The 19,313-nt window shown below is 32.8% G+C and carries 12 protein-coding genes; 3 read left to right on the top strand and 9 right to left on the bottom strand.

Annotated elements, in window-relative coordinates:
* Positions 1 to 308: 308 nt before the first annotated feature.
* From QO182_RS09350 to QO182_RS09325, 6 genes are all read right to left on the bottom strand, one after another.
* Positions 309 to 2,375 (bottom strand): glycoside hydrolase domain-containing protein, encoded by a 2,067-nt coding sequence (locus tag QO182_RS09350; protein WP_371561186.1) that lies wholly within the window; start codon positions 2,373 to 2,375, stop codon positions 309 to 311.
* 10 nt (positions 2,376 to 2,385) lie between these two features.
* A complete protein-coding gene (locus tag QO182_RS09345) occupies positions 2,386 to 3,648 on the bottom strand; it encodes a YdcF family protein (protein ID WP_371561184.1) in 1,263 nt (420 codons plus the stop codon).
* 54 nt (positions 3,649 to 3,702) lie between these two features.
* A complete protein-coding gene (locus QO182_RS09340; protein ID WP_371561265.1) occupies positions 3,703 to 5,367 on the bottom strand; it encodes a RagB/SusD family nutrient uptake outer membrane protein in 1,665 nt (554 codons plus the stop codon).
* An 11-nt stretch (positions 5,368 to 5,378) separates the two neighbouring features.
* A complete protein-coding gene (locus QO182_RS09335) occupies positions 5,379 to 8,771 on the bottom strand; it encodes a SusC/RagA family TonB-linked outer membrane protein (protein ID WP_371561182.1) in 3,393 nt (1,130 codons plus the stop codon).
* Positions 8,772 to 8,855: 84 nt separating this feature from the next.
* The gene (locus tag QO182_RS09330) at positions 8,856 to 9,455 is read right to left on the bottom strand and encodes a sigma-70 family RNA polymerase sigma factor (RefSeq protein WP_371561181.1); all 600 of its coding nucleotides are present in this window, start codon (positions 9,453 to 9,455) and stop codon (positions 8,856 to 8,858) included.
* Positions 9,445 to 10,422, bottom strand: coding sequence for a FecR family protein (locus QO182_RS09325; RefSeq protein WP_371561179.1), 978 nt, complete (start codon positions 10,420 to 10,422; stop codon positions 9,445 to 9,447). Before QO182_RS09325 ends, QO182_RS09330 begins: the two co-directional genes overlap by 11 nt.
* Positions 10,423 to 11,063: 641 nt before the next feature.
* On the opposite strand from QO182_RS09325, the gene QO182_RS09320 reads away from it, so the two are divergent.
* Genes QO182_RS09320 through QO182_RS09310 form a run of 3 tightly spaced genes read left to right on the top strand, consistent with a single transcriptional unit; the run spans position 11,064 to position 13,480 of the window.
* Complete coding sequence (locus tag QO182_RS09320) at positions 11,064 to 11,477, top strand: hypothetical protein (protein WP_371561177.1); 414 nt, start codon at positions 11,064 to 11,066, stop codon at positions 11,475 to 11,477.
* A gap of 15 nt (positions 11,478 to 11,492) precedes the next feature.
* Positions 11,493 to 12,035 carry an RNA polymerase sigma factor gene (locus QO182_RS09315; RefSeq protein ID WP_371561175.1) on the top strand — a complete coding sequence of 181 codons (543 nt, stop codon included), beginning with the start codon at positions 11,493 to 11,495 and terminating at the stop codon, positions 12,033 to 12,035.
* Positions 12,032 to 13,480, top strand: a complete 1,449-nt coding sequence (locus tag QO182_RS09310; protein WP_371561173.1) for a hypothetical protein — start codon at positions 12,032 to 12,034, stop codon at positions 13,478 to 13,480. Before QO182_RS09315 ends, QO182_RS09310 begins: the two co-directional genes overlap by 4 nt.
* A gap of 329 nt (positions 13,481 to 13,809) precedes the next feature.
* Here QO182_RS09310 and QO182_RS09305 read toward each other — a convergent pair whose 3' ends face one another.
* The 3 genes from QO182_RS09305 to QO182_RS09295 are packed head-to-tail and all read right to left on the bottom strand — an operon-like array spanning position 13,810 to position 19,298.
* Entirely contained in the window at positions 13,810 to 14,568 is a 759-nt protein-coding gene (locus QO182_RS09305; RefSeq protein ID WP_371561171.1) for a LytR/AlgR family response regulator transcription factor, read from the bottom strand.
* 60 nt (positions 14,569 to 14,628) lie between these two features.
* Positions 14,629 to 15,948, bottom strand: a complete 1,320-nt coding sequence (locus QO182_RS09300; protein ID WP_371561169.1) for a RagB/SusD family nutrient uptake outer membrane protein — start codon at positions 15,946 to 15,948, stop codon at positions 14,629 to 14,631.
* An 11-nt stretch (positions 15,949 to 15,959) separates the two neighbouring features.
* Positions 15,960 to 19,298 (bottom strand): SusC/RagA family TonB-linked outer membrane protein, encoded by a 3,339-nt coding sequence (locus QO182_RS09295; protein WP_371561167.1) that lies wholly within the window; start codon positions 19,296 to 19,298, stop codon positions 15,960 to 15,962.
* Positions 19,299 to 19,313: the final 15 nt, after the last annotated feature.

The following is a 19,313-nucleotide window of genomic DNA, read 5'->3' as shown; positions in this document are numbered from 1 at the left end:
TGATTTTCATTAGCAGTGCAACTTGGAATATTTCGGCACAAAACAGCAACCGGTATTCGAATATTAGCTAAAGTAAATAGTAGACTTAGCCAAAAAAGTGATGGAACAAAGTGTGGCAGTTCTTTTTGGAGTGCTAACCCAAATTGTCCTTGTCTGTTGTAAATAACACGTTTGAAGATGGCAACAAAGGTCCCTTACAGTTGTTGGTGCTTCGGTAGAAAACTATTTTAATCCTTTTAAATTAATAATCTGAATAGATACCGCAAATCATAAAAACAATCAATACTTACCCGTTATTAATTTATAAACTACTCAGTCTTTGAAATCCACCGATCCTCAATTCCCCACTTTTTATTAGGCAATGCAGCAGTTTCGATTATTAAAGTTCCACCATTACTAATCTCTTCCTGCGTCAACCAATTTCTAAATAAAGGCTGCCCATTTAACCAAACCGACTGAATATAAAAGTGATCTTTATTATAATTTCTGACTTCAATGTGAAAAGACTTTCCGTTTTCCCAATTTAAATCTACGTTCTTAAATATAGGAGCGGTCAAATAATAAATGGGAGTACCAATATTTGCTGGGGACAGCCCCATACTTCGCATCACAAACCAAGAAGACATTGTGCCTGCATCATCATCCATAGTGCGAACATAAGCTTGGGGTTCATTCTTATAAATCCTTCCAATATAAGAATCAATTCCTTTACTATTGTCATTAAAATAAGCTTGCACCACGGTATCTAACATAATATTTCTAAATAGTTTTTGTGATTTCCAAGGTTGTGAACTCGCATTATACAAACCAGGAACTTGCAGGTCTGGTTGATTTGCATGATTGTAATTATCTTCTGCAAAAAATTGATCTAATTGCTTTAAAAATGAATCTTCGCCTCCTATCAAGTTTTTTAAACCCAACACATCAAAAGGAACAAACCAGCGGTATTGCCAAACGGTCCCTTGATACATTCCACGAGCTGGCATATTATCGAGATCTCCCTTAGATAAATCGGCAAAATCCTTTTTCCAATAGTTTTTATATTTTAAAGCCTTATTCAAATATTGGTTACTTAACATAGAATCTTTGGTAATTTTCAGGATTTCAGAAAGAGCCCAACTGTCATAAGAGGATTCCAAAGCCGTGTCAGGCGAATTGTACTCCAATCGGTCTACTTCTGCAATTAAAGAATCCTTAATAGTATTAAAATCTACTGGATATCCTTTTTTATATCCATCCAATAAAACTACAATCGCATGTTCCGTGCGCACTGTAGGCGAGGATTCGTGTTTCGTAGCCCAATTATTCTTCCCATACGGATATAAATTAGCAATAGACTTCACGATGGGGCCAAAACGTTCTGGATAAGCCAATGAAAGCATGGGTAATTGCTCTCGATAATTATCCCAAATGGCCCAACCGTTGTATATCGGACTCCTCGATTTTTGAATCGAACCGTCAATGGCTTTGTAGCTTCCATCCGATTCCGAAACTAAAAATGGTGCTTGTAATCCTCGGTATAAAAGCGAGTAGAATAAATCTTCTCTATCTTTTTCGCCAGTTACTTCTATTCTATTTAAAAGATGATTCCATTTTTCCGTTGTTCGCGCCTTTAACTCTTCCAAGGGCATCACCTCTATTCTAGCTTTGGCGTAAGCCGTACTAACGGAGGAAAAACCAACTCGAACTTCCATTTCGGTAGCGTCTGTAAGACCCGAAATAAGGTACTTATGTTCCTTAAATGGCTTTATAGTAGCTAAATTTGAGAACTCCAGAATATAATAAATACGATATATTCCCTTATCACAAGTGGTTTGAGTATCAATCCAGCCACTTATAGTATTGCTGTCAACTTCATGCTCTTCAGCAACAAATCGATTAACAAAAGCATGGGACAAATCAATAAAAAGCTCTGCCCCTTTTCTCGGAAATTCATAATGATGAATTCCAAAATTATGTTTTACACTCATTTGGGCTTTAATCCCATTCTCAAATGTTACTCCATAAAAACCTGGGGATGCTGATTCTTGTTTTTTGATTAATGCCGTGCTCACATCTCCATCAAAAATAGGTTTAATAAGTAGATTTCCTCCAGTTCCCATACAGCCTACTCCTTCGATACGGCTATGGGTAAATCCCAAAAATTCCTTGGCCAAATGCTCGTATCCAGAATGAATATGAGGATAAGTTTGGGGACCAATACTCATCATATTAAAAGGTGAAGATGCTGAAGGTGACATTTGTCCATGATCTCCTGATGTACCTAAAAACACATTTACCCTTTCAACTGGTGATGCTAGTTTGGCGTCATTATTTTTTAAAGATTGGCAAGCAATTGCAAAAAAAACAAGTAGTATAACTAGTATTTTTTTCATGATAATAAATTTATGGGTCTAAAGGATCGATTGGGTTTTGATGCAAAGATTCTATTTTTGGTAAAAATTCTATTGCAGTCGAATTAAGTCTCTTTAGAATAATGGCAGGTAAATAGCCTAATTCTTCTATACAACGTGCATTAAAATTCGGGCTTCCTACATAATCACTATGACTAACATTCGTAATTACAATACTTTTTTTGTCAGTTGGCATTTGATAAGCAAACATCATTCTACTGGCATTACGTAAATTAGTTGTGGTGTGCCTTGCAAAAGGATCAATAAGGATGTTTTCTTCGGGAATATGATACACACCTATCAATTCTTTTTTCATTTCAATAGCCTCACAATAAGGAGCTCTAAAAGGATGGGCGTGTCCTCCGGAAACAATAATTAAAGGGACTTTCTTAGCTTCATATTCTAACACTCCTAATTGTATGTTTAGTTTTCCCACGGCGGACAATCGATCTTGATAATTCTCTGGTCCATTTCCCAAAATTAAAATAGAAGCATAATCAAAAGCATTAAAATTTATTTGCTTTATATGATCAATTGCTTTTTTGTTCTCCTTTTCCTCTAACGATTCGTAACGCGCCACCTCATCACGATGGTTCATGTACAAAAGTGACAAACTAAAATCCAAGCTTTCTTGAAAAAATAAAGTATTCAGTTTAGGTTTTTTATTGTGGAGCAGGTCAGACCACATAAAAACAGATCCTTTATAAAATTTAGACTTTACATCATAAGAAACAGAATCTATTGTAGCATACTGAGGGGCTTCTCCAATTCCATAAATATTCATAATCCGATTCATTCCTTGAGCGCAAACTTGCCACGCTTTGAGCAGTAATTCGGTATCTGTATTATTTTTAAAATTTTCATACTTTCCTGAAGGACGTAAATTATTTTTCACAAAATCTTGCAGATCTTTTTTATTTTTCATCAAAAGCTGAAGTTCTTTTTCAATACTTTTGAGTTCTTTTTCTTTAAATTGATAGCCACTAATCAAGCAGGAAAGGCTGTCTTTGCAAGAGTTCAGCTTGGAACCAATTTCTTGTTGCTGTTTATTAAAAATGCTTTTTAAAACACTATTGTTTTCTAGAAGTTGACTAACTGCTTTATCGTTTTGAATGGCTGTCAGCAAATAAAAATTCTTATCCTGTACCAGCGAAGATGATTTAGATGATTTGTACTTCAAATCAAATTCTTTGCCTTCTTGGCTATAGCCTGAAATACATGCAAGCGTAATTAATATGTAAATTAGTTTTTTCATCTTTTTTATATAAAAATTAGGCAATCGATAAGATTGCCTAATTTTATTTAATTTTTAATAACCATTATTCTGAGTAACCATTCCTATAGGTAATCCATCAATATACCTTTGTGGTATTGGAAAATATTCGTTTTTACCTTTGACAAACACGGCATTAGTTAGGTGTGTTCTCCTAGTTTTTTCAATCAAAAGATACGCATTTAAAACAGTATCTGCCTCTCCCCATCGAACTAGGTTAAAGAAGCGATGCCCTTCCATTGCTGTTTCCAAACGAGTTTCTAAATGTACTGCAGTTTTAGCCAAAACTTTACTTGTCCATACTGTGCTGTACGGCGCTATAGTATAGTTAGCAGCATTGACACTTCCGTCTAAAGTTTTTACAAAGGCAGTATTAGCTGCGCGATTTCGAATTTGATTTACTAACGTTCTCGCTTCTTCTAATTTCCCTATTTCTACTGCTGCCTCTGCCCTCCATAAAACAACCTCCGCATAACGGATAATGTAATAATTTAACGCATTTACGTATGGCCAAACCGTAACATAATAAGGTGACTTTGCTGAAACTATACGTTTCTTTGGAGAAAAGGCGCCATAAGTTGCCAAATCTCTAGCCCAAGTTTCCTGATACAGAACACCCAAATCTTTGTAAGGTATTCCGGGACGTCCAACGGTAATGTCCAATCGGGGATCTACATTATCACTAGCAACAACGTTTACATTATTTTCTAAGGGTAAACCTGAGGCATCTGTTTTAAAAGCGTTCACTAGATTCTGAGAAGGACGGTGAAAACCATATTGGGAATAAAATGGGCCTCCTGGAGCAGTCAATCTATCGCCGATACTCCCATTATAATTATTAGGCTGTCCATCATTTACCGAATGTTGAACTGCAAAAATAATTTCCTTATTATTATCATTCTCTGGTAAAAATACTTGCTGAAAATCTGTCAATAAACCATAATTACTACTCATTATTTCAGTAGTAGCGTCATAAGCCAGTTGCCATTTACTTTCAAATAAATAACATTTTGCCAAATAAGCTTTAGCTGCTATTTTAGTTGGTCGTCCCAGTTCACTTTGCGTCTCTGGAAGATTGGCATAAGCTTCCTGAAAATCAGTTTCAATTTTTGTCCAAATCTCATCTGAAGTAAAGGTCGTATTTGATTTTGCATAGTCAGCAACGGTTGTAGCCGTTTCATCGATATAGGGAATCTGATTGTATATCTTTTTTAATTCAAAATAAAAGTGACCTCTCAAAAAACGTAATTCAGCCATTCTCTTCACTTTTAAAGAAGCTTCAAAATCAGTCGAAGCGTTTAACAATCGCATGGCTTCATTAGAACGCTTTACACCTTCATAAAGCGCCATCCATTTGCGTTCAATATCTACCGTAGTTGCATTTTCATTGTAAATCTCCATTTGGTGAATGTTATTCTGATCACCTGTTCCACCACCACCTTTATAACTATCATCAGAAGTTATGTCTCCAAAACTAAAATTAGAGTCGGGAGAATTATAAGCATTACTAGCCCCATCTATTTGACCGTTAAGAACACTATAGGCCGATATTATGACACGTTCTACATTTGCAGGCTTTGTCATTTCAGAAGGATCAACTTCACCGTAGGTAACTTCCTCTAAAAAATCATTAGAACATGAACTCATCTGAAGGCCTAAAGCCAATAGGAAAACTGTTTTTATTGTGTTTTTTATTCGCATCATTTTTAAATTTAAAAGTTTAAATTACAACCAAAAGTAAACGTTCTTGAAGGGGGGTAAATTCCTCTATCAATACCTATATCAAGGTTTCTATTACTTGAAGAATAACTTTGAAGACCTATTTGAGGGGTCATACCACTATATTTAGTTATAGTAAAAACATTACTAGCCTGTCCATATAAACGCAATTTCATTCCGGCTAAAGCTTGCGAAGGAAAAGTATAGCCTAATTGTAAATTATTTAATTTGAAATAAGAACCGTCTTCAACATAATAGGAAGAAGCACGAATGTTATTGTTTCTATCGTCTAGTGACAATCTTGGAATAGTAGAATTTGGATTATCAACCGTCCAAGCATCTAATAAAGCAACATCTTTATTGTAGGATGCTTGATTGAAAAAATGGGTTTTGTACTTGGTTAGATTATAGATATCATTTCCAAAACTTCCGTTAAAAAACATTCCTAAATCAAACTGTTTGTATTTAAGGTTGATATTAAAACCTAGCATCAAATCAGGGTGTGGAGAACCAATAAAAGTCCTGTCTTTACTATCAATTACTCCATCACCGTTGACATCTTTAAACTTAAGGTCTCCAGCTTGTGCGTTAGGTTGCAAACCATAATCTAAAACTTCTTGTTGACTTTGAAATAAACCTTCAGAAACATATCCATAAAAGGATCCTATAGGTTCTCCAACTGCACTTCTAGATATTTCCTGATCAAAATTAACCGTATGTAAAGAAGAACTAGGAATCCCTAAATAAGCCACACTATTTAAAGCTGTCAATTCATTTTTATAACCCGTCAAATTCAAAGCAAGGTCATAGGAGAAATCACTTATTTTATCTGCAAAATTTAAATCTAGTTCAAAACCATGATTTTTCATTTGCCCATCATTAATCCATTGTCCATCATTAGTCCCTCCATAGGTCAATGGAACCACATTATAAACAAGAATATCATTAGTCTCCTTATTGTAATATTCTGCCGTAACATTTAATTTATCATTAAAAAAACCGAGATCAACTCCAATTGTTCTCTGAGTAGTTGTTTCCCAAGATAAATCAGCATTAGAAACGCGTGTTTGTGTTAATCCTGTTTCCGTCACATTTTGACCGCCACCAATGGCATAATCAGAATAATTATTGTTATTAAAATAGCTATCTACAGTAGAATAAGAAGGTAGCTGTTGATTTCCGGTTTGTCCCCAACTAGCACGCAGTAAAAACGAGCTGAATTTATCTCCAAAATCAAAGAAATCCTCCTTGTCTATTCTCCAACCTCCCGAAACTGCTGGAAAAGTTCCCCAATTGTTATTGGCCAATCTTGAAGTTCCATCCCTTCTTACTGTAGCACTTAATAGATATTTTTGATTAAAATTATAATTTACTCTACCAAAATAAGAATTCAAAGCCCACTCGTTTGCAGTACCTGTGTTTAATTGATTTTCGGTACCATAACTTAAATACCTGAAATTTGGATCTTCATAAAGGAAGTTTTGACGAGTAGCTCCAAACCCTTCGTAATAATACTTAATAGCTTCTTGACCCAGAAGAATGTCTAGATTATGACTACCAATCTGTTTCTTATAATTTAAAGTATTTGATATTGTTAATTGATAATTAAAACTATTGTTAGTGGTTAATGAGTTTTTCACATTTTGCGAAAGGATTTCATTGTAAACAGGTGAAAAACCTCTGTAATTATAATTCTCAAAATCCAATCCTAAAGAGGTTTTAACAGTGAAATCACTGATCTTAGCACTAACAAATACATTCCCTAAGGCTTGAATTCGTTTTTGCTTATTGTCTTTGGCACGAGTTAAATTCCCAAGTGGATTTGCAATATCATTGAGTGGATTTCCAGCAAAATCTCCATTATTATCATAAACGGGAACAATAGAAGGGAACTGCAATGCATCATAAACGATGCTTCCCAAAGCGCTATTGGTTCCTGTTGCTACTTGCTCAGTATACGAAGACGTAAAGTTTTCACCAATAGTCAAAAAGTCTTTAATGGTATAACTGGAATTAAATCGAGCCGAAAAACGTTCAAAACCGGTATGCTTTATAATTCCTTCCTGATTAAAATAGCCAAGAGAGAAAGCGTGTTGGCCTTTTTCATCCCCTTTTGACAGCGATAAATTATAGGAATGAACGGCGGCGGGCTGCATAATTTCATTAATCCATTTTACATCATCACTTGGAATGGTTTTACTAGAATTAAGATACTCAGGAATTATTGGTGAATTAGGATTGCTTCCGTAAATCCCACTTGCTGGTACTTTTCCATCATTTTTTGTGGCTTGCCAAAGTAAATCACCATATTGTTGCGCATTAAGCATATTAGGTAAGTTAAAGGACGATTGAACACCAGAATACCCATCAAATTGTATTTCAGTTTTTCCATTTTTCCCACCTTTTTTTGTCGTAATAACGACAACTCCGTTAGCAGCACGAGAACCATAAATAGAAGAAGATGCAGCATCCTTTAATACTTGAAGAGTTTCTATATCAGATGGATTGATACCATTTAATCCATTTGAAGCCGGAACCCCATCTATAATTACTAATGGATCATTATTGTTAATGGTACTAAAACCTCTCACCCTAATAGAAGAACCTCCTCCTGGGCTGTTATCACTCATGATTTGAACACCAGGCAAGCGACCTTCAAGCATTTCAACTACATTAGCCTTTGGTTGTGATTTAATATCTTTCATTTTTACAGTAGAAATAGAAGCGGTAACATTTCTTCTTTGTTCTGTACCATAACCCACAACTACAACTTCGTCTAACTGAGAAGTTGATTCAGAAAGAATTACTTTAACTTCGGTTTTATTCTCAATATTGATTACTTTAGTCTCAAACCCTATATAACTAAAAGATAAACTGCTTGTGTTTTCAGGGACATTAATCATAAATTTCCCATCAAAATCAGTAGTGGTTGCTATTGCAGTTCCTGCTACAAAAACAGATGCTCCAGGAATAGGTAAATTAGAATTATCTAAAACTACTCCAATAATTTTTCTGTTTTCTTGAGTCTTATTCTGACTTGAATTACCAAGTTCTTTTACTAAAATCCCATTTTTAGTTATCTTAAAATCAAGACTCACCTTGGTTTTTAAAACAGCTAATACTTGATTTAAATCCTGATTACTCGTCGTAATAGAAATTTTTTCTTGAAGAAATTTCTGGTCTGACCTATAAATGAACTTTTTGTCAATTTGCTGCTCTATTAGAGAAAAAATTTGTTTTATGGAAACATCTTTTAGATTCAAATTAATTTTCTCGTTTACAGCTATATTTTCTACGGTTTCATTTATTATTGGAGTATTAGAATAAATAGTCCCAATACCCAACTGAAAACATAATGATAAGGTTAGAATAATTTTTTGTTTCATTTTATCTGTGATTACTTAATGTTGTTTTTAACAAACTAAACCTGATTTTAAAAAAGTTAGTTTTCTACTAATTATTAAACAGAGTTAAATAACTCTATCTTTTTTATGAGAGTCCAAAGCCTTACTAATATATTTGAGTGCAATAGCTATATGATTTTCAACCGTTTTAGGAGTGACGTTTAGAATTATTGAAATTTCTTTATATTTTAATCCGTCTATTCTACTGAGTTCAAAAGCTTGCCGTGACTTTTTAGGGATAACATCTAATATTTCACGTATCAAATTGGTATTAATTTCCTTTTGTTCATTTTCAATAATCTCCTGCTCTCTACTGGGAGAAAACATTGTATTATTAGTTTTACTTTCATCAATTTGTTGATGAAACTGCTCTGATTTCCGTACTGTTTTTAAACTGTTTTTTACTACTACATAGATATAAGATTTAGGATTTTTAATTTTATTAAGAAGATTTCTATTGTTCCACAACTGAATAAAAATATCAGCTACTTTTTCTTCTACAAGACAAGAATTAGATTCATAACTCAATCCAAAACGACACAAAGGAGTATAATATCTATTGAAGAAAAGTTCCATGGCTTCGTATTGACCATTTCGAATTTGCTGAAATAAATAATCATCCGAAAAGCAATCACTATTGCCCATTTTTACTTGGTTAATTTTCATGGTATTTTGCTATTTCGAAGTTGTTTTGACTAGTTTTTGTTATACTCACATCTAAAATAAATTCTAGAGAAGTTATAAATTCATCAATAGACTGATTCTTGAAAGCCCCTTTGATATGCCTATTTGCAATTACAGCATCCTTAATTACAAAATTCACCCCATAGAATTGATTAATTTTAGCAAGAGCATCTTCAATTTTCACATCGTCGAGTAGAAGTATATTATCTTTCCAAGCTAAAATTTTATTGACATCAAAATTTCTTTTGATGACACACTTTGTTTTGGCATTCCAAACCAATTCTTCATTTGGCATTAGGTTAATTTCATCCTTACTTTCTTTCAGTAATACGTTTACCTTCCCCTTTACTAATGAAATTGTTTGGTTAAGTACACTGCTATTAACATTAAATTCTGTTCCTAAAACTTTCACATCAAAATCAGTAGTATGAACATTAAAAGGGGAATTAATATTTTTTGTAACTTTGAAGAAAGCTTCTCCTTTTAACCAAATATTTCTCTGTTTTCCAAAATCACTAGAGTATTTAACCTCACTTCCCGAGTTTAAAATAACGGTGCTGCTATCTGGTAGCGTAAAAGTGAGTCGCTCTCCTTTAGAAGCAATTTTATGATTGGTATATTCAGAATTTGGTATTGCAACAAAATAAAAAATCGTGCAAAAGACAAAAAGTAAAGCAGTAGAAAGAAGCACCTTATAATTAAATGAACCCTTTAACGATTTTTCCTTTTCTGGTTTGTTATACTTTTTAATGATTTGTCCAAAGGAATTAGTTGCTTTGGAGAAATCACTATTGGGATAACTAATCCAGATTGATTTAAAATTTTCAAAATTAGCAAGTAGATCGTCATCTAAAGACAATTCAATTTCAAATACAGACCGCTCTGCTTTCGACATTTCATTGGCAAGATACCTCACACATTTTTTTTCTTTCTGACTAGCATTCAACATAAAAATTCTCTTTACTTATAGGAGTCAAAATAAAAGAAATACCCCTAGTTTTCAATACCATCAAATCAGCACGATATTGTTAACTAATCGTTAATAGCTAATGTTTATGGGAAACAAGTACTCTTTCTTTAAATTTATATATTAATCAAACCATAAATTTAAAAGAGTGGCTAAGAGGTAATGTTTTTGCTTAATGAACAAACAAACCGTTTCTCCAAAGAAACAGACTATTACAAAACATAAGAAGGGAGATTAATAAGCTCCATAGTGAGTTTGTGTTAGTAGAAGAATTCTCCCAATACACAAGGTTTAAAATATAACAGGTCGAACCGTCTGTTATTGGTTAAAATTTCTAAAAATGGTATTCATTAAATGTAGACTGAACTCAAAAGTGTTATAAAAATTAAAATTTGTTTTTAATAATGATGAGCACGGTCTTATAACCACCTTTTTTTACTAAAGTTTGCATAAAATATAAAGTTCAAAAAGTTCCTATTGCATTTGAAAATTGCAGTAATTGAAATTTAATTTTAAAAAAAACTTTTTTGACGCAACCTTTTGCAAAATTCAGCATCTTTAAAAAAGAGGGATACTTATTTACTAATAAAACTCCTATTTATAATGTACTAAATTATTGAAAGATGAAAAAAATTATTTTACTATTCGTACTAGCAACAACTTTTTTTAGCTGCAGTATCGATAACGATTATGAAGATAACTATCAGTATGAAATACTTCCTATTGAAAGCTATTTACTTCCTGAAAGCTTCAAATTAGGAGAAACTTATACAATAAAATTGAAGTATCGTAAACCCACAGAATGTTATCTTTATCAAGGTATTTACTATAGTAAAGATTCAAACATTAGAACTATTGCCATACAGGCCGCTGTAAAAAACGACCAAGTGTGCACTGATGTGGTTCCTGCAGAATCTGAAGTTTCATTTGATTTTTACCCAACAAATTCCGGTTCTTATATTTTTAAGTTTTACAAAGGGAAAGATTTGGAGGGCAAAGACTTATTTGAAAATGTAGAAATTCAAGTTGTTGACTAAAAATAACGTAATTCTGTGGTATTAGAACAATTAATTAATGAGTGTAAAAAGAACTGCCCTAAGGCTCAAGAACAGTTGTACCTATTATTCGCCAAAAATTTTTTTGGGGTATGTTTAAAATATTCATCTAGTTATGCGGACGCACAAGATAATCTCCAAGACGGATTCTTACTTATATTTAGAAAAATAGGGCAGTTTAGCAACAAAGGTTCTTTTGAGGGCTGGGCTAAAAGAATAATTATAAATAATGTCCTTCAAAAATATAAAGGAGTTCGATTTATGGAGGTTTTAGATGATACGATCGCCGATGTCGAACTTGATATTGATCATGATAATATTTCTCTCGACTTTCTAATGCAAATTATTCACGAATTACCAGATCAATATAGAATTGTATTTAGCTTATATGTACTTGATGGATATTCTCATAAAGAGATTAGCGAAATGCTCTATATTTCTACTGGAACTACAAAATCAAATCTTTTTAGAGCGCGATTAATCTTAAAAGAAAAAATAGAAAAAATAACCGAAATTAAACACGAATCATCGGTAAAATGAGAAACAAAAAAAACATAGACCGATTTTTTCAAGAAAAATTCAAAGATTTTGAAACAGACCCTAATGATCAAACTTGGCTGAACATCCAAGCTGCTTTGAATGAGGAAAAAAAAGATAGAAGAATTATACCAATATGGTTTAAATACGCAGGTATTGCTGCGGCATTATTTCTTGGTTTCTTAGCTTTAGATACTAGTTTAAAAAAGACTAATGAACCTACAAAAACTATCGTTTTAGAACAAGAAATGGTAACTATACCCAATTCTAGTGTCGACTCTACCACGACTAAAACCAGAAAAGGTATCAAAAAAACAGATCAAAGAAAAACACTTAAAATAGTTATTACTAATGATAAAGAATCTAAATCAAACCGAACAAATACAGACCAATTTTCTACAGAAACGAAGTCAAAAACCAACGATTCTGAAGCGAAATATCAAAATAGTACTACGGTTTATCAAAAAGAATATAATAGACCGCTAGAAGAAAATAAGATAGTAAAGGAAAAACTTAATAGTGATGGGGCTCTTGTTGACAAAAGCAATACGAAAGATCTAATATTAGAAGAATCATTTTTAAATAAAAATAATACCGCAATACTTCTAAAAGATAAACAAGGTTCAAAAGTTGTTCAAACTAATACAGAAAAAATTGAATCTCCAATTTCTAGTCCAAATGAGCTCGAAGAACTTTTAAAAGAGAAAGAAGGTAAAAAAGAGGACATAGTTACTCTTATTCATAAAAACAAATGGGAATTAGTTCCTAATGTTGCGGCAATGTACCTCAACACAAATTCATCTGGATCTGCCATGGACCCGCAATTGTCCCAAAACAATAAAACGTCTGGTAGCGGCTTTAGCTATGGTATTGGAATCAATTATGCTTTGAGTAATAAAATCGCCTTACGATCAGGAATTAATACCTTTTCGGTAGGTTATAACACTAATGACGTGTCGTATGGTGCAGGCTTAAATATTAATAGCTTACAAAATCTTAAATATACAACCACTGAAGACATAGAAATTCAAAATCAAGACAATTACAACTCCCTAATTTCTTTTGAAAAAAATTTACAAAAAACAAGCACCGGCTCTATCAATCAAAAAATGGGGTATTATGAAGTTCCACTTGAACTTTCTTATGCTGTTTTGGATAAAAAAATTGGTATCAATATCATTGGTGGAATAAGTACTTTATTTTTGAAAAAAAACGAAATAGCATTAGTTTCTCCTGAAGCTAATTTCAAATTGGGAGAAGCAACTAATTTAAATTCGATACATTTCAGCACTAATTTTGGGCTGGGGTTTAAATACCAATTTGCTAAATCATTTCAGTTAAATTTTGAACCCATGCTGAAGTACCAACTCAATACTTATTCTAGCGAAACAGGAAATTTAAAACCTGTTTTTATTGGATTGTATTCAGGGATTATTTATCGTTTTTAATAACTGCTACTGTAGCCACACCGCCCTATCTGGCTCATCAAAATTTTGCAATAAAATTTACGATTTTTTTAAATGCAGTTTTAATCGCTAAAACAACATTCCCCCACTAACGTCATCATTATAAATCCAAAGACATCGTTTTATAGAAATTGTGATAGAAATTAAGCAGTACTAACATAAATAGATTGAGATGCGTTTTTCTTTTTATTCCACACAAAACGTCTACTAATTTCTAAGAATTGTATATAGGATTATAAAACTTAAATTGAGTTCTACTGTACCTAATTTACACACATCCTTTTCTACTTGCTTTTTAGTGTTTTATACTTTTAAGAATTTAACCAATTCTTAAAATTACTAATTTCTTTTTTACTTAAAATAAGTGGGTCTGAATCTGGTAGCGTTACGTTTAACAGTATCTCTATTTTTTGACTATTATGTTTAACAATCTCCTGAATATGATTTCTGTTGATGATGTATTTTCTACTTACTTTGAAGAAAAGAACAGAATCAATTGTATTGACCAAATCTTTCAAATTATTATTATATAAATAACTGTGCCCCGTATTGGTATGAATAAAAAGATGTTTCCCCGTAGCAAAAAAATAAGCTATTGTAGAATCATTTATCGATATAAGTTTGTCTCTATGGTTTACCAAAAAATTATACTGAATATTGTTTTTATTTTCAATTTCAGTCAAAGACTTAACAATTAATACTGGATTAAAAGTGTCTTTTATGTTTTTATATTTCATCAAAGATTCTAACAACTCTTCTTCTGCATAAGGCTTTAAAAGGTAATCTATTGTAAAGTGCTTGAACACCTTAACCGCATAGGAATCATAAGCAGTAATAAAAATAACAGGACATGAAATAGTTGTTTGTTCAAAAATATCAAGGCTTTTACCATCTCCTAAGTGGATATCCATAAAAGCAAGATCAACGCTATTTTCTTTAAAAAAAATGGTAGCATTTTTCACAGACTTCAGTATATAGATTTCAGAGATAGAAAGTATTGTCTGTCGTTCAAGAATAGATTTCAGATAGCTTGATGCAAGATTTTCATCTTCGATAATTGCTATTTTCATTTTGTTTTTTTTAATACAAAGTTAAAAAAAAAGCTCCGTTAAAAAACGGAGCTTTAAGATTTACAATTCAGGATTGTTTAAACGGGCATCAGCCGGAAAAGGCAAAGTGTATCGCGGATCGTTTTTTATCAGCGTATATTCTTCTCCATTTAGCGTATGTGTTATTTGTTTTTGGGTTGTTCTTCTTAAATCAAACCAGCGTTGACCTTCTACAGCAAATTCACGTTGTCTTTCAAGTGCAATAAAATCTAAAAGTGCCGTTTGTGACATTGCATTGATTGAGTTCGTTAAATTGTTAATTCCTGCTAAAGTATACCTGTTTTTAATAAAAGATAAAACAATTGTTTTGGCAGTGGCAAGATCATTTAAATGTGCCGATGTCTCCGCTTTTGTTAAGTATAATTCAGAGGTTCTATAAGAGCACTTTTGATATAATTCACCACCTTTATTAAATCTAAAACGGCTGCCACTAACTTCAAAATACAATGAAAAACGTAAATCAGTTGTTTTGTCATAAACGTTTGTCAATGTTGGTGACGCATAAGAAGCACTCTTTAATCTATTAATAAAAACGTCTTCAAGTGCCAAAATAGATTCAACAGTATCATAATTATTAGCAAGAACTGCTGTTGAATTTAAATCTACTAAAGTGCTTTTTAGTGCAAGTGCTTTTTCAGCTGCTGCTAATGATTTGCTCCATTCGTTTTGGTAAAGGAAGATGCGAGATTCCATTGTATACAATGCCGCTTTAGAAAAGCGATAATTAATTCCTTTAGCTTGTGCATCTACATTTAATAGTTTGTTTGCTTCTTCTGTATCAGAAATAATTTGATTGTAAATTACTTTAACATTTTCTGGTGTATAAATATGTTCTAAATCTATTTCTAACGCTAATGGAACACCTCGATCTGCATTCGCAGTAGCATCATTATAGGGTTTAGAAAATAAATTTACCAAATCGAAATAAGCCATTGCTCTTAAAGCATAAGCTTCGCCAATTAATTGGTCTTTAGCAGTGGAAGCTTCAAGTTTATTAGAAGCTTCGTTGATTATTACATTTGTATAAAAAATAGTGTTATACAAATCCGCATATTGAAAAGTGGTTGTAATACGATCCGGATTTACATCGTTCCAAGTATAAATATCTTTAAAGTAAATCAAATCATCATTATACTCGTTAAGAAGTAATTCATCACCTCTTACTGTTGTTAATGATTTATGATTAGGATAAACATCATATCCTTTTGTAAGCACAGCTCTATAGTCGGTTAAAGTTTCAGGAATTACTTTTCCTACGGGTTTTATGTCTAGGTAATCATCACAACTCACAAGAGTGGTTGTTGCTACAAAAAAGAATATGTATTTTAATATATTTTTCATTTTGAATCAGTTTAAAAAGTTAAGTTACATCCTATAGAAAATGATCTCGCTATAGGTTGTGAATAGATGTTTCCATAAGTTTCGGGATCAAAATAGCCATTGTAATCAGAGCTTATAACAAATAAGTTTCTGCCTTCAATACTGAATCTAACATTGTCCATAAATACTTTTTTAGCGGCATTTTTAGGTAGTGAATATCCTAAACGAATACTACTTAATCTCATATAACTCATTTCGTGGACCCAAGTATCTAACAAATCATAAGTTCCAATCGGATTTCCACCAGAATACCATTGCTGTGCCATCCAAGAGTCTCCACTTCCAGATGTCTTACTTGTTATTCCGGGAAAGTTTGAACTTGTGTTTTCTGGTGACCAAGCATTCAAAATATCAATAGAATAGTTTTGACTACGATCTACAATTGTACCATTATAAGAAGGTTTCTCGACAACAGTTTGCTTAAGGTTAAAAGAAGCGGCAAATGTTAAATCAAAATCATAAAGTTTAAAAGTATTGGTTATACCTCCGGTGAATTTTGGATCTAAATCACCTACATAGGTAAACAAATCTCTTGTTTCCTCGGCCGAAAGAGTAGATTGTGATATTTCACCAGGGAAGAAATCAGCATAAGGATCAAACAACGCAAAAAAGGTTTGAGTATTTACGATTTCTCCTTTTTTGTTTTGAAACAAAGGGAATCCATTATCGTCAATTCCAGCAGTTTTTAATGCAAAAACAGCATTAACAGGAAGTCCTTCTCTTGACGGTAAATAACTGTTAGATCTTACCTGAATACGGTCGACATTACTTTTGTTATGTGATAAATTTATATTTGTACGCCATTTAAAGTTAGGATGGCTGATGTTTTGAGTAGCTAACGAAATTTCAAATCCTTTGTTTGTTACCTGCGCCCAGTTAGCGTTTGTAAATTCAAAGCCGTTTTCAAGAGGAAGAGATTGTAAACCTATTAAATCAGTACTTTTTCTTCCGTAAACATCTGTAATTATATTAATACGATTATTGAATAGACCTAGATCCATCCCTAAGTTGGTATTACTTGTTTTTTCCCATCTTAATTTATCATTCGGAGGTGATAGAATGGTAATAATAGGTTCTGTTTGACCTGGTAAAATAGTAGTGTTTTTAAATTCTCCAACTACAAATGGCGAGGTGTTTTTGTCTATATTTCCTTGTAAACCATAAGAAGCGCGTAATCTTAAGTTAGAAATCACTTCGTTATTTTTCAAGAAATCTTCTTCAGATACTGACCAAGAACCTGAAACAGCCCACAATGGTAGGTATTTGTATTTAGGATCTGCACCAAATAAGTCAGAACCATCATAACGAACACTTCCAAAAAAAGTATATTTTTTATTATAAGTATAAGAGGCTGTAGCAAAAAATGATGCGAATGCATTTTCATTTTCTGTTTTCTGATAAGTTCTATAGGCTGCTTCGTTAGAAACACTTTGGTTAGGAAAAATGATTTGTTGTGTCGTTAATGTTGTTTTGTCAAAACCAAATCCTTTTGTAGCGATAGAAGTATTATAATTTCTTCTCAATTCGCTTCCTGCCATAACTTCAATTTCATGTTTACCATTCAAAACGGTAGCATAGTTTAACATCGTTTTCCAGTTATACTGAAAGAAATCTACGTTGGTATTTTGAATAATACCGCCTTCTGGAAGAAAATAATTATAACCTCCATTACTATATCTACGTGTTTTTTCTCTTTCTTTTCTAGTGAAATAGGTTTCTTTGTCTGCAAATTTCTCCGTAGAGGTATTATCGAATTGTAAACCGATTTGAGAACTTGCTTTTAATTTTTTTGTGATTTGATAATCGATATCAAATAAAGCTTTTATAGATCTGCTTTTTAATTCGTAAGATGTATTTTCTCTTTCTTCTACAATATTAAATGGAACATAGCGATCTGAATACCCACTAATATCTTGATCGTAATTATAACTTCCGTCAAGATTTAATACCGTTTGATATGGATTTACATTTCTAGAATAATTAGACGGACTTGTAAAGGAGTCTGTATCAGTAATGTAAGATTTTGTCGTGCTTTCAGTACCAAAAATCCCAACACCAACATTCAATTTATTCGTTACTTCAAAATTATTTTTCAATGTAAGGTTGTATCTGTCATACCCTGTTCCTATAGTAGCTCCTTCCTCATTGTAAGCTCCTAAAGAGAAGTAATAATCTGATTTTTCGCCACCACCAGAAAGGCTTAACCCATATTGTTGATTTACGGCATCTTGATAAATTAAATCACCCCAATTTGTATTGTTATTTCTTAAAGCGTTAATTGAGCTTTGACTCTCTGGAGTCAAGGACGTAAAACCTCCCGATCTATAAGCTACTAATTCATCAGCTTGATTTAGAATACGGGAAATTTGTCCGCCGTTGTCTCTATATGTTAAGTCCTCTCTAGAAGCCAATGCTAGTTCTAAATCTACTTTTTGAGAAGAGTTCAATAAGTTTAATTTTGAAAAATCAGGTCGTTGTGTAATGAAAGTATTAGCTGTAAAATTCACTCTCATGTTTCCTTTTTTTCCTTTTTTAGTCGTTACCACAATAACACCATTTGCAGCTCTTGCTCCATAAATTGCAGTTGCAGCAGCATCTTTTAATATGGTTATATCTTTTATATCTTCGGGGTTTAATCCGGCGATAGAAAAGTTAGTTAAAACATCTATATTGTCTTTATCATAATTTTTAGGAACATCGTTACTCTCTAATGGTAAACCATCTAATACCCATAAAGGGTCTTGCGAACCAGAAAGAGAAGCAGTACCACGAACTCTAATTTTAGCTACAACGCCAGGAGCTCCTGTGGCTTGACTAACTGCTACACCCGCTACTTGACCAATAAGCATTTGATCGATACTTGCCACACCAGCTTGTTGTATATTTGCCATTTCTACTTTTGCAATAGCAGATGTAAGTTTTCTTTTTTCGATTTTCTGATACCCAGTTACAACAACTTCGTCAAGTTCGCTCATATCCGATTTTAGAAAAACCTTATATGCTTTTTGAGCCGTGATTTCTATCGTATAGGGCTGATACCCCATGTAACTAACTCTTATCTTAGTTGTGTTATTATTAATTTTTAATTCGAAAGCACCATCGAAGTCGGTCACAGTACCAATACTAGCACTCTCAATAACTCCTTTTTGTGATGTACTGTTTGACACAGAACTATTTTCTACATAAACCGTTACTCCAGGAATAGGTAAACCATCCTTGGCATCGGCCACCTTACCGGTGATTGTTCTGGTATCTTGCGCATATCCAGTCAGAGCGAGAAAGAAACTCAGGATATAAAATAAATTTTTCATTTGGTTGTTTTTAGA

This window comes from Flavobacterium sp. Arc2 (genome assembly GCF_041431385.1).
Taxonomy (GTDB): Bacteria; Bacteroidota; Bacteroidia; order Flavobacteriales; family Flavobacteriaceae; genus Flavobacterium.
Note: the sequence above shows the minus strand (reverse complement) of the source record. Positions and strands in the feature narration are given on the sequence as shown.

What these genes read in the sequence shown, in the direction of transcription:
- QO182_RS09345 (WP_371561184.1), bottom strand. Translation starts at nt 3,648, where the DNA reads ATGAAAAAACTAATTTACATATTAATTACGCTTGCATGTATTTCAGGC.
- QO182_RS09340 (WP_371561265.1), bottom strand. Translation starts at nt 5,367, where the DNA reads ATGCGAATAAAAAACACAATAAAAACAGTTTTCCTATTGGCTTTAGGC.
- QO182_RS09305 (WP_371561171.1), bottom strand. Translation starts at nt 14,568, where the DNA reads ATGAAAATAGCAATTATCGAAGATGAAAATCTTGCATCAAGCTATCTG.
- QO182_RS09350 (WP_371561186.1), bottom strand. Translation starts at nt 2,375, where the DNA reads ATGAAAAAAATACTAGTTATACTACTTGTTTTTTTTGCAATTGCTTGC.
- QO182_RS09300 (WP_371561169.1), bottom strand. Translation starts at nt 15,948, where the DNA reads ATGAAAAATATATTAAAATACATATTCTTTTTTGTAGCAACAACCACT.
- QO182_RS09320 (WP_371561177.1), top strand. Translation starts at nt 11,064, where the DNA reads ATGAAAAAAATTATTTTACTATTCGTACTAGCAACAACTTTTTTTAGC.
- QO182_RS09295 (WP_371561167.1), bottom strand. Translation starts at nt 19,298, where the DNA reads ATGAAAAATTTATTTTATATCCTGAGTTTCTTTCTCGCTCTGACTGGA.
- QO182_RS09335 (WP_371561182.1), bottom strand. Translation starts at nt 8,771, where the DNA reads ATGAAACAAAAAATTATTCTAACCTTATCATTATGTTTTCAGTTGGGT.
- QO182_RS09330 (WP_371561181.1), bottom strand. Translation starts at nt 9,455, where the DNA reads ATGAAAATTAACCAAGTAAAAATGGGCAATAGTGATTGCTTTTCGGAT.
- QO182_RS09325 (WP_371561179.1), bottom strand. Translation starts at nt 10,422, where the DNA reads ATGTTGAATGCTAGTCAGAAAGAAAAAAAATGTGTGAGGTATCTTGCC.
- QO182_RS09310 (WP_371561173.1), top strand. Translation starts at nt 12,032, where the DNA reads ATGAGAAACAAAAAAAACATAGACCGATTTTTTCAAGAAAAATTCAAA.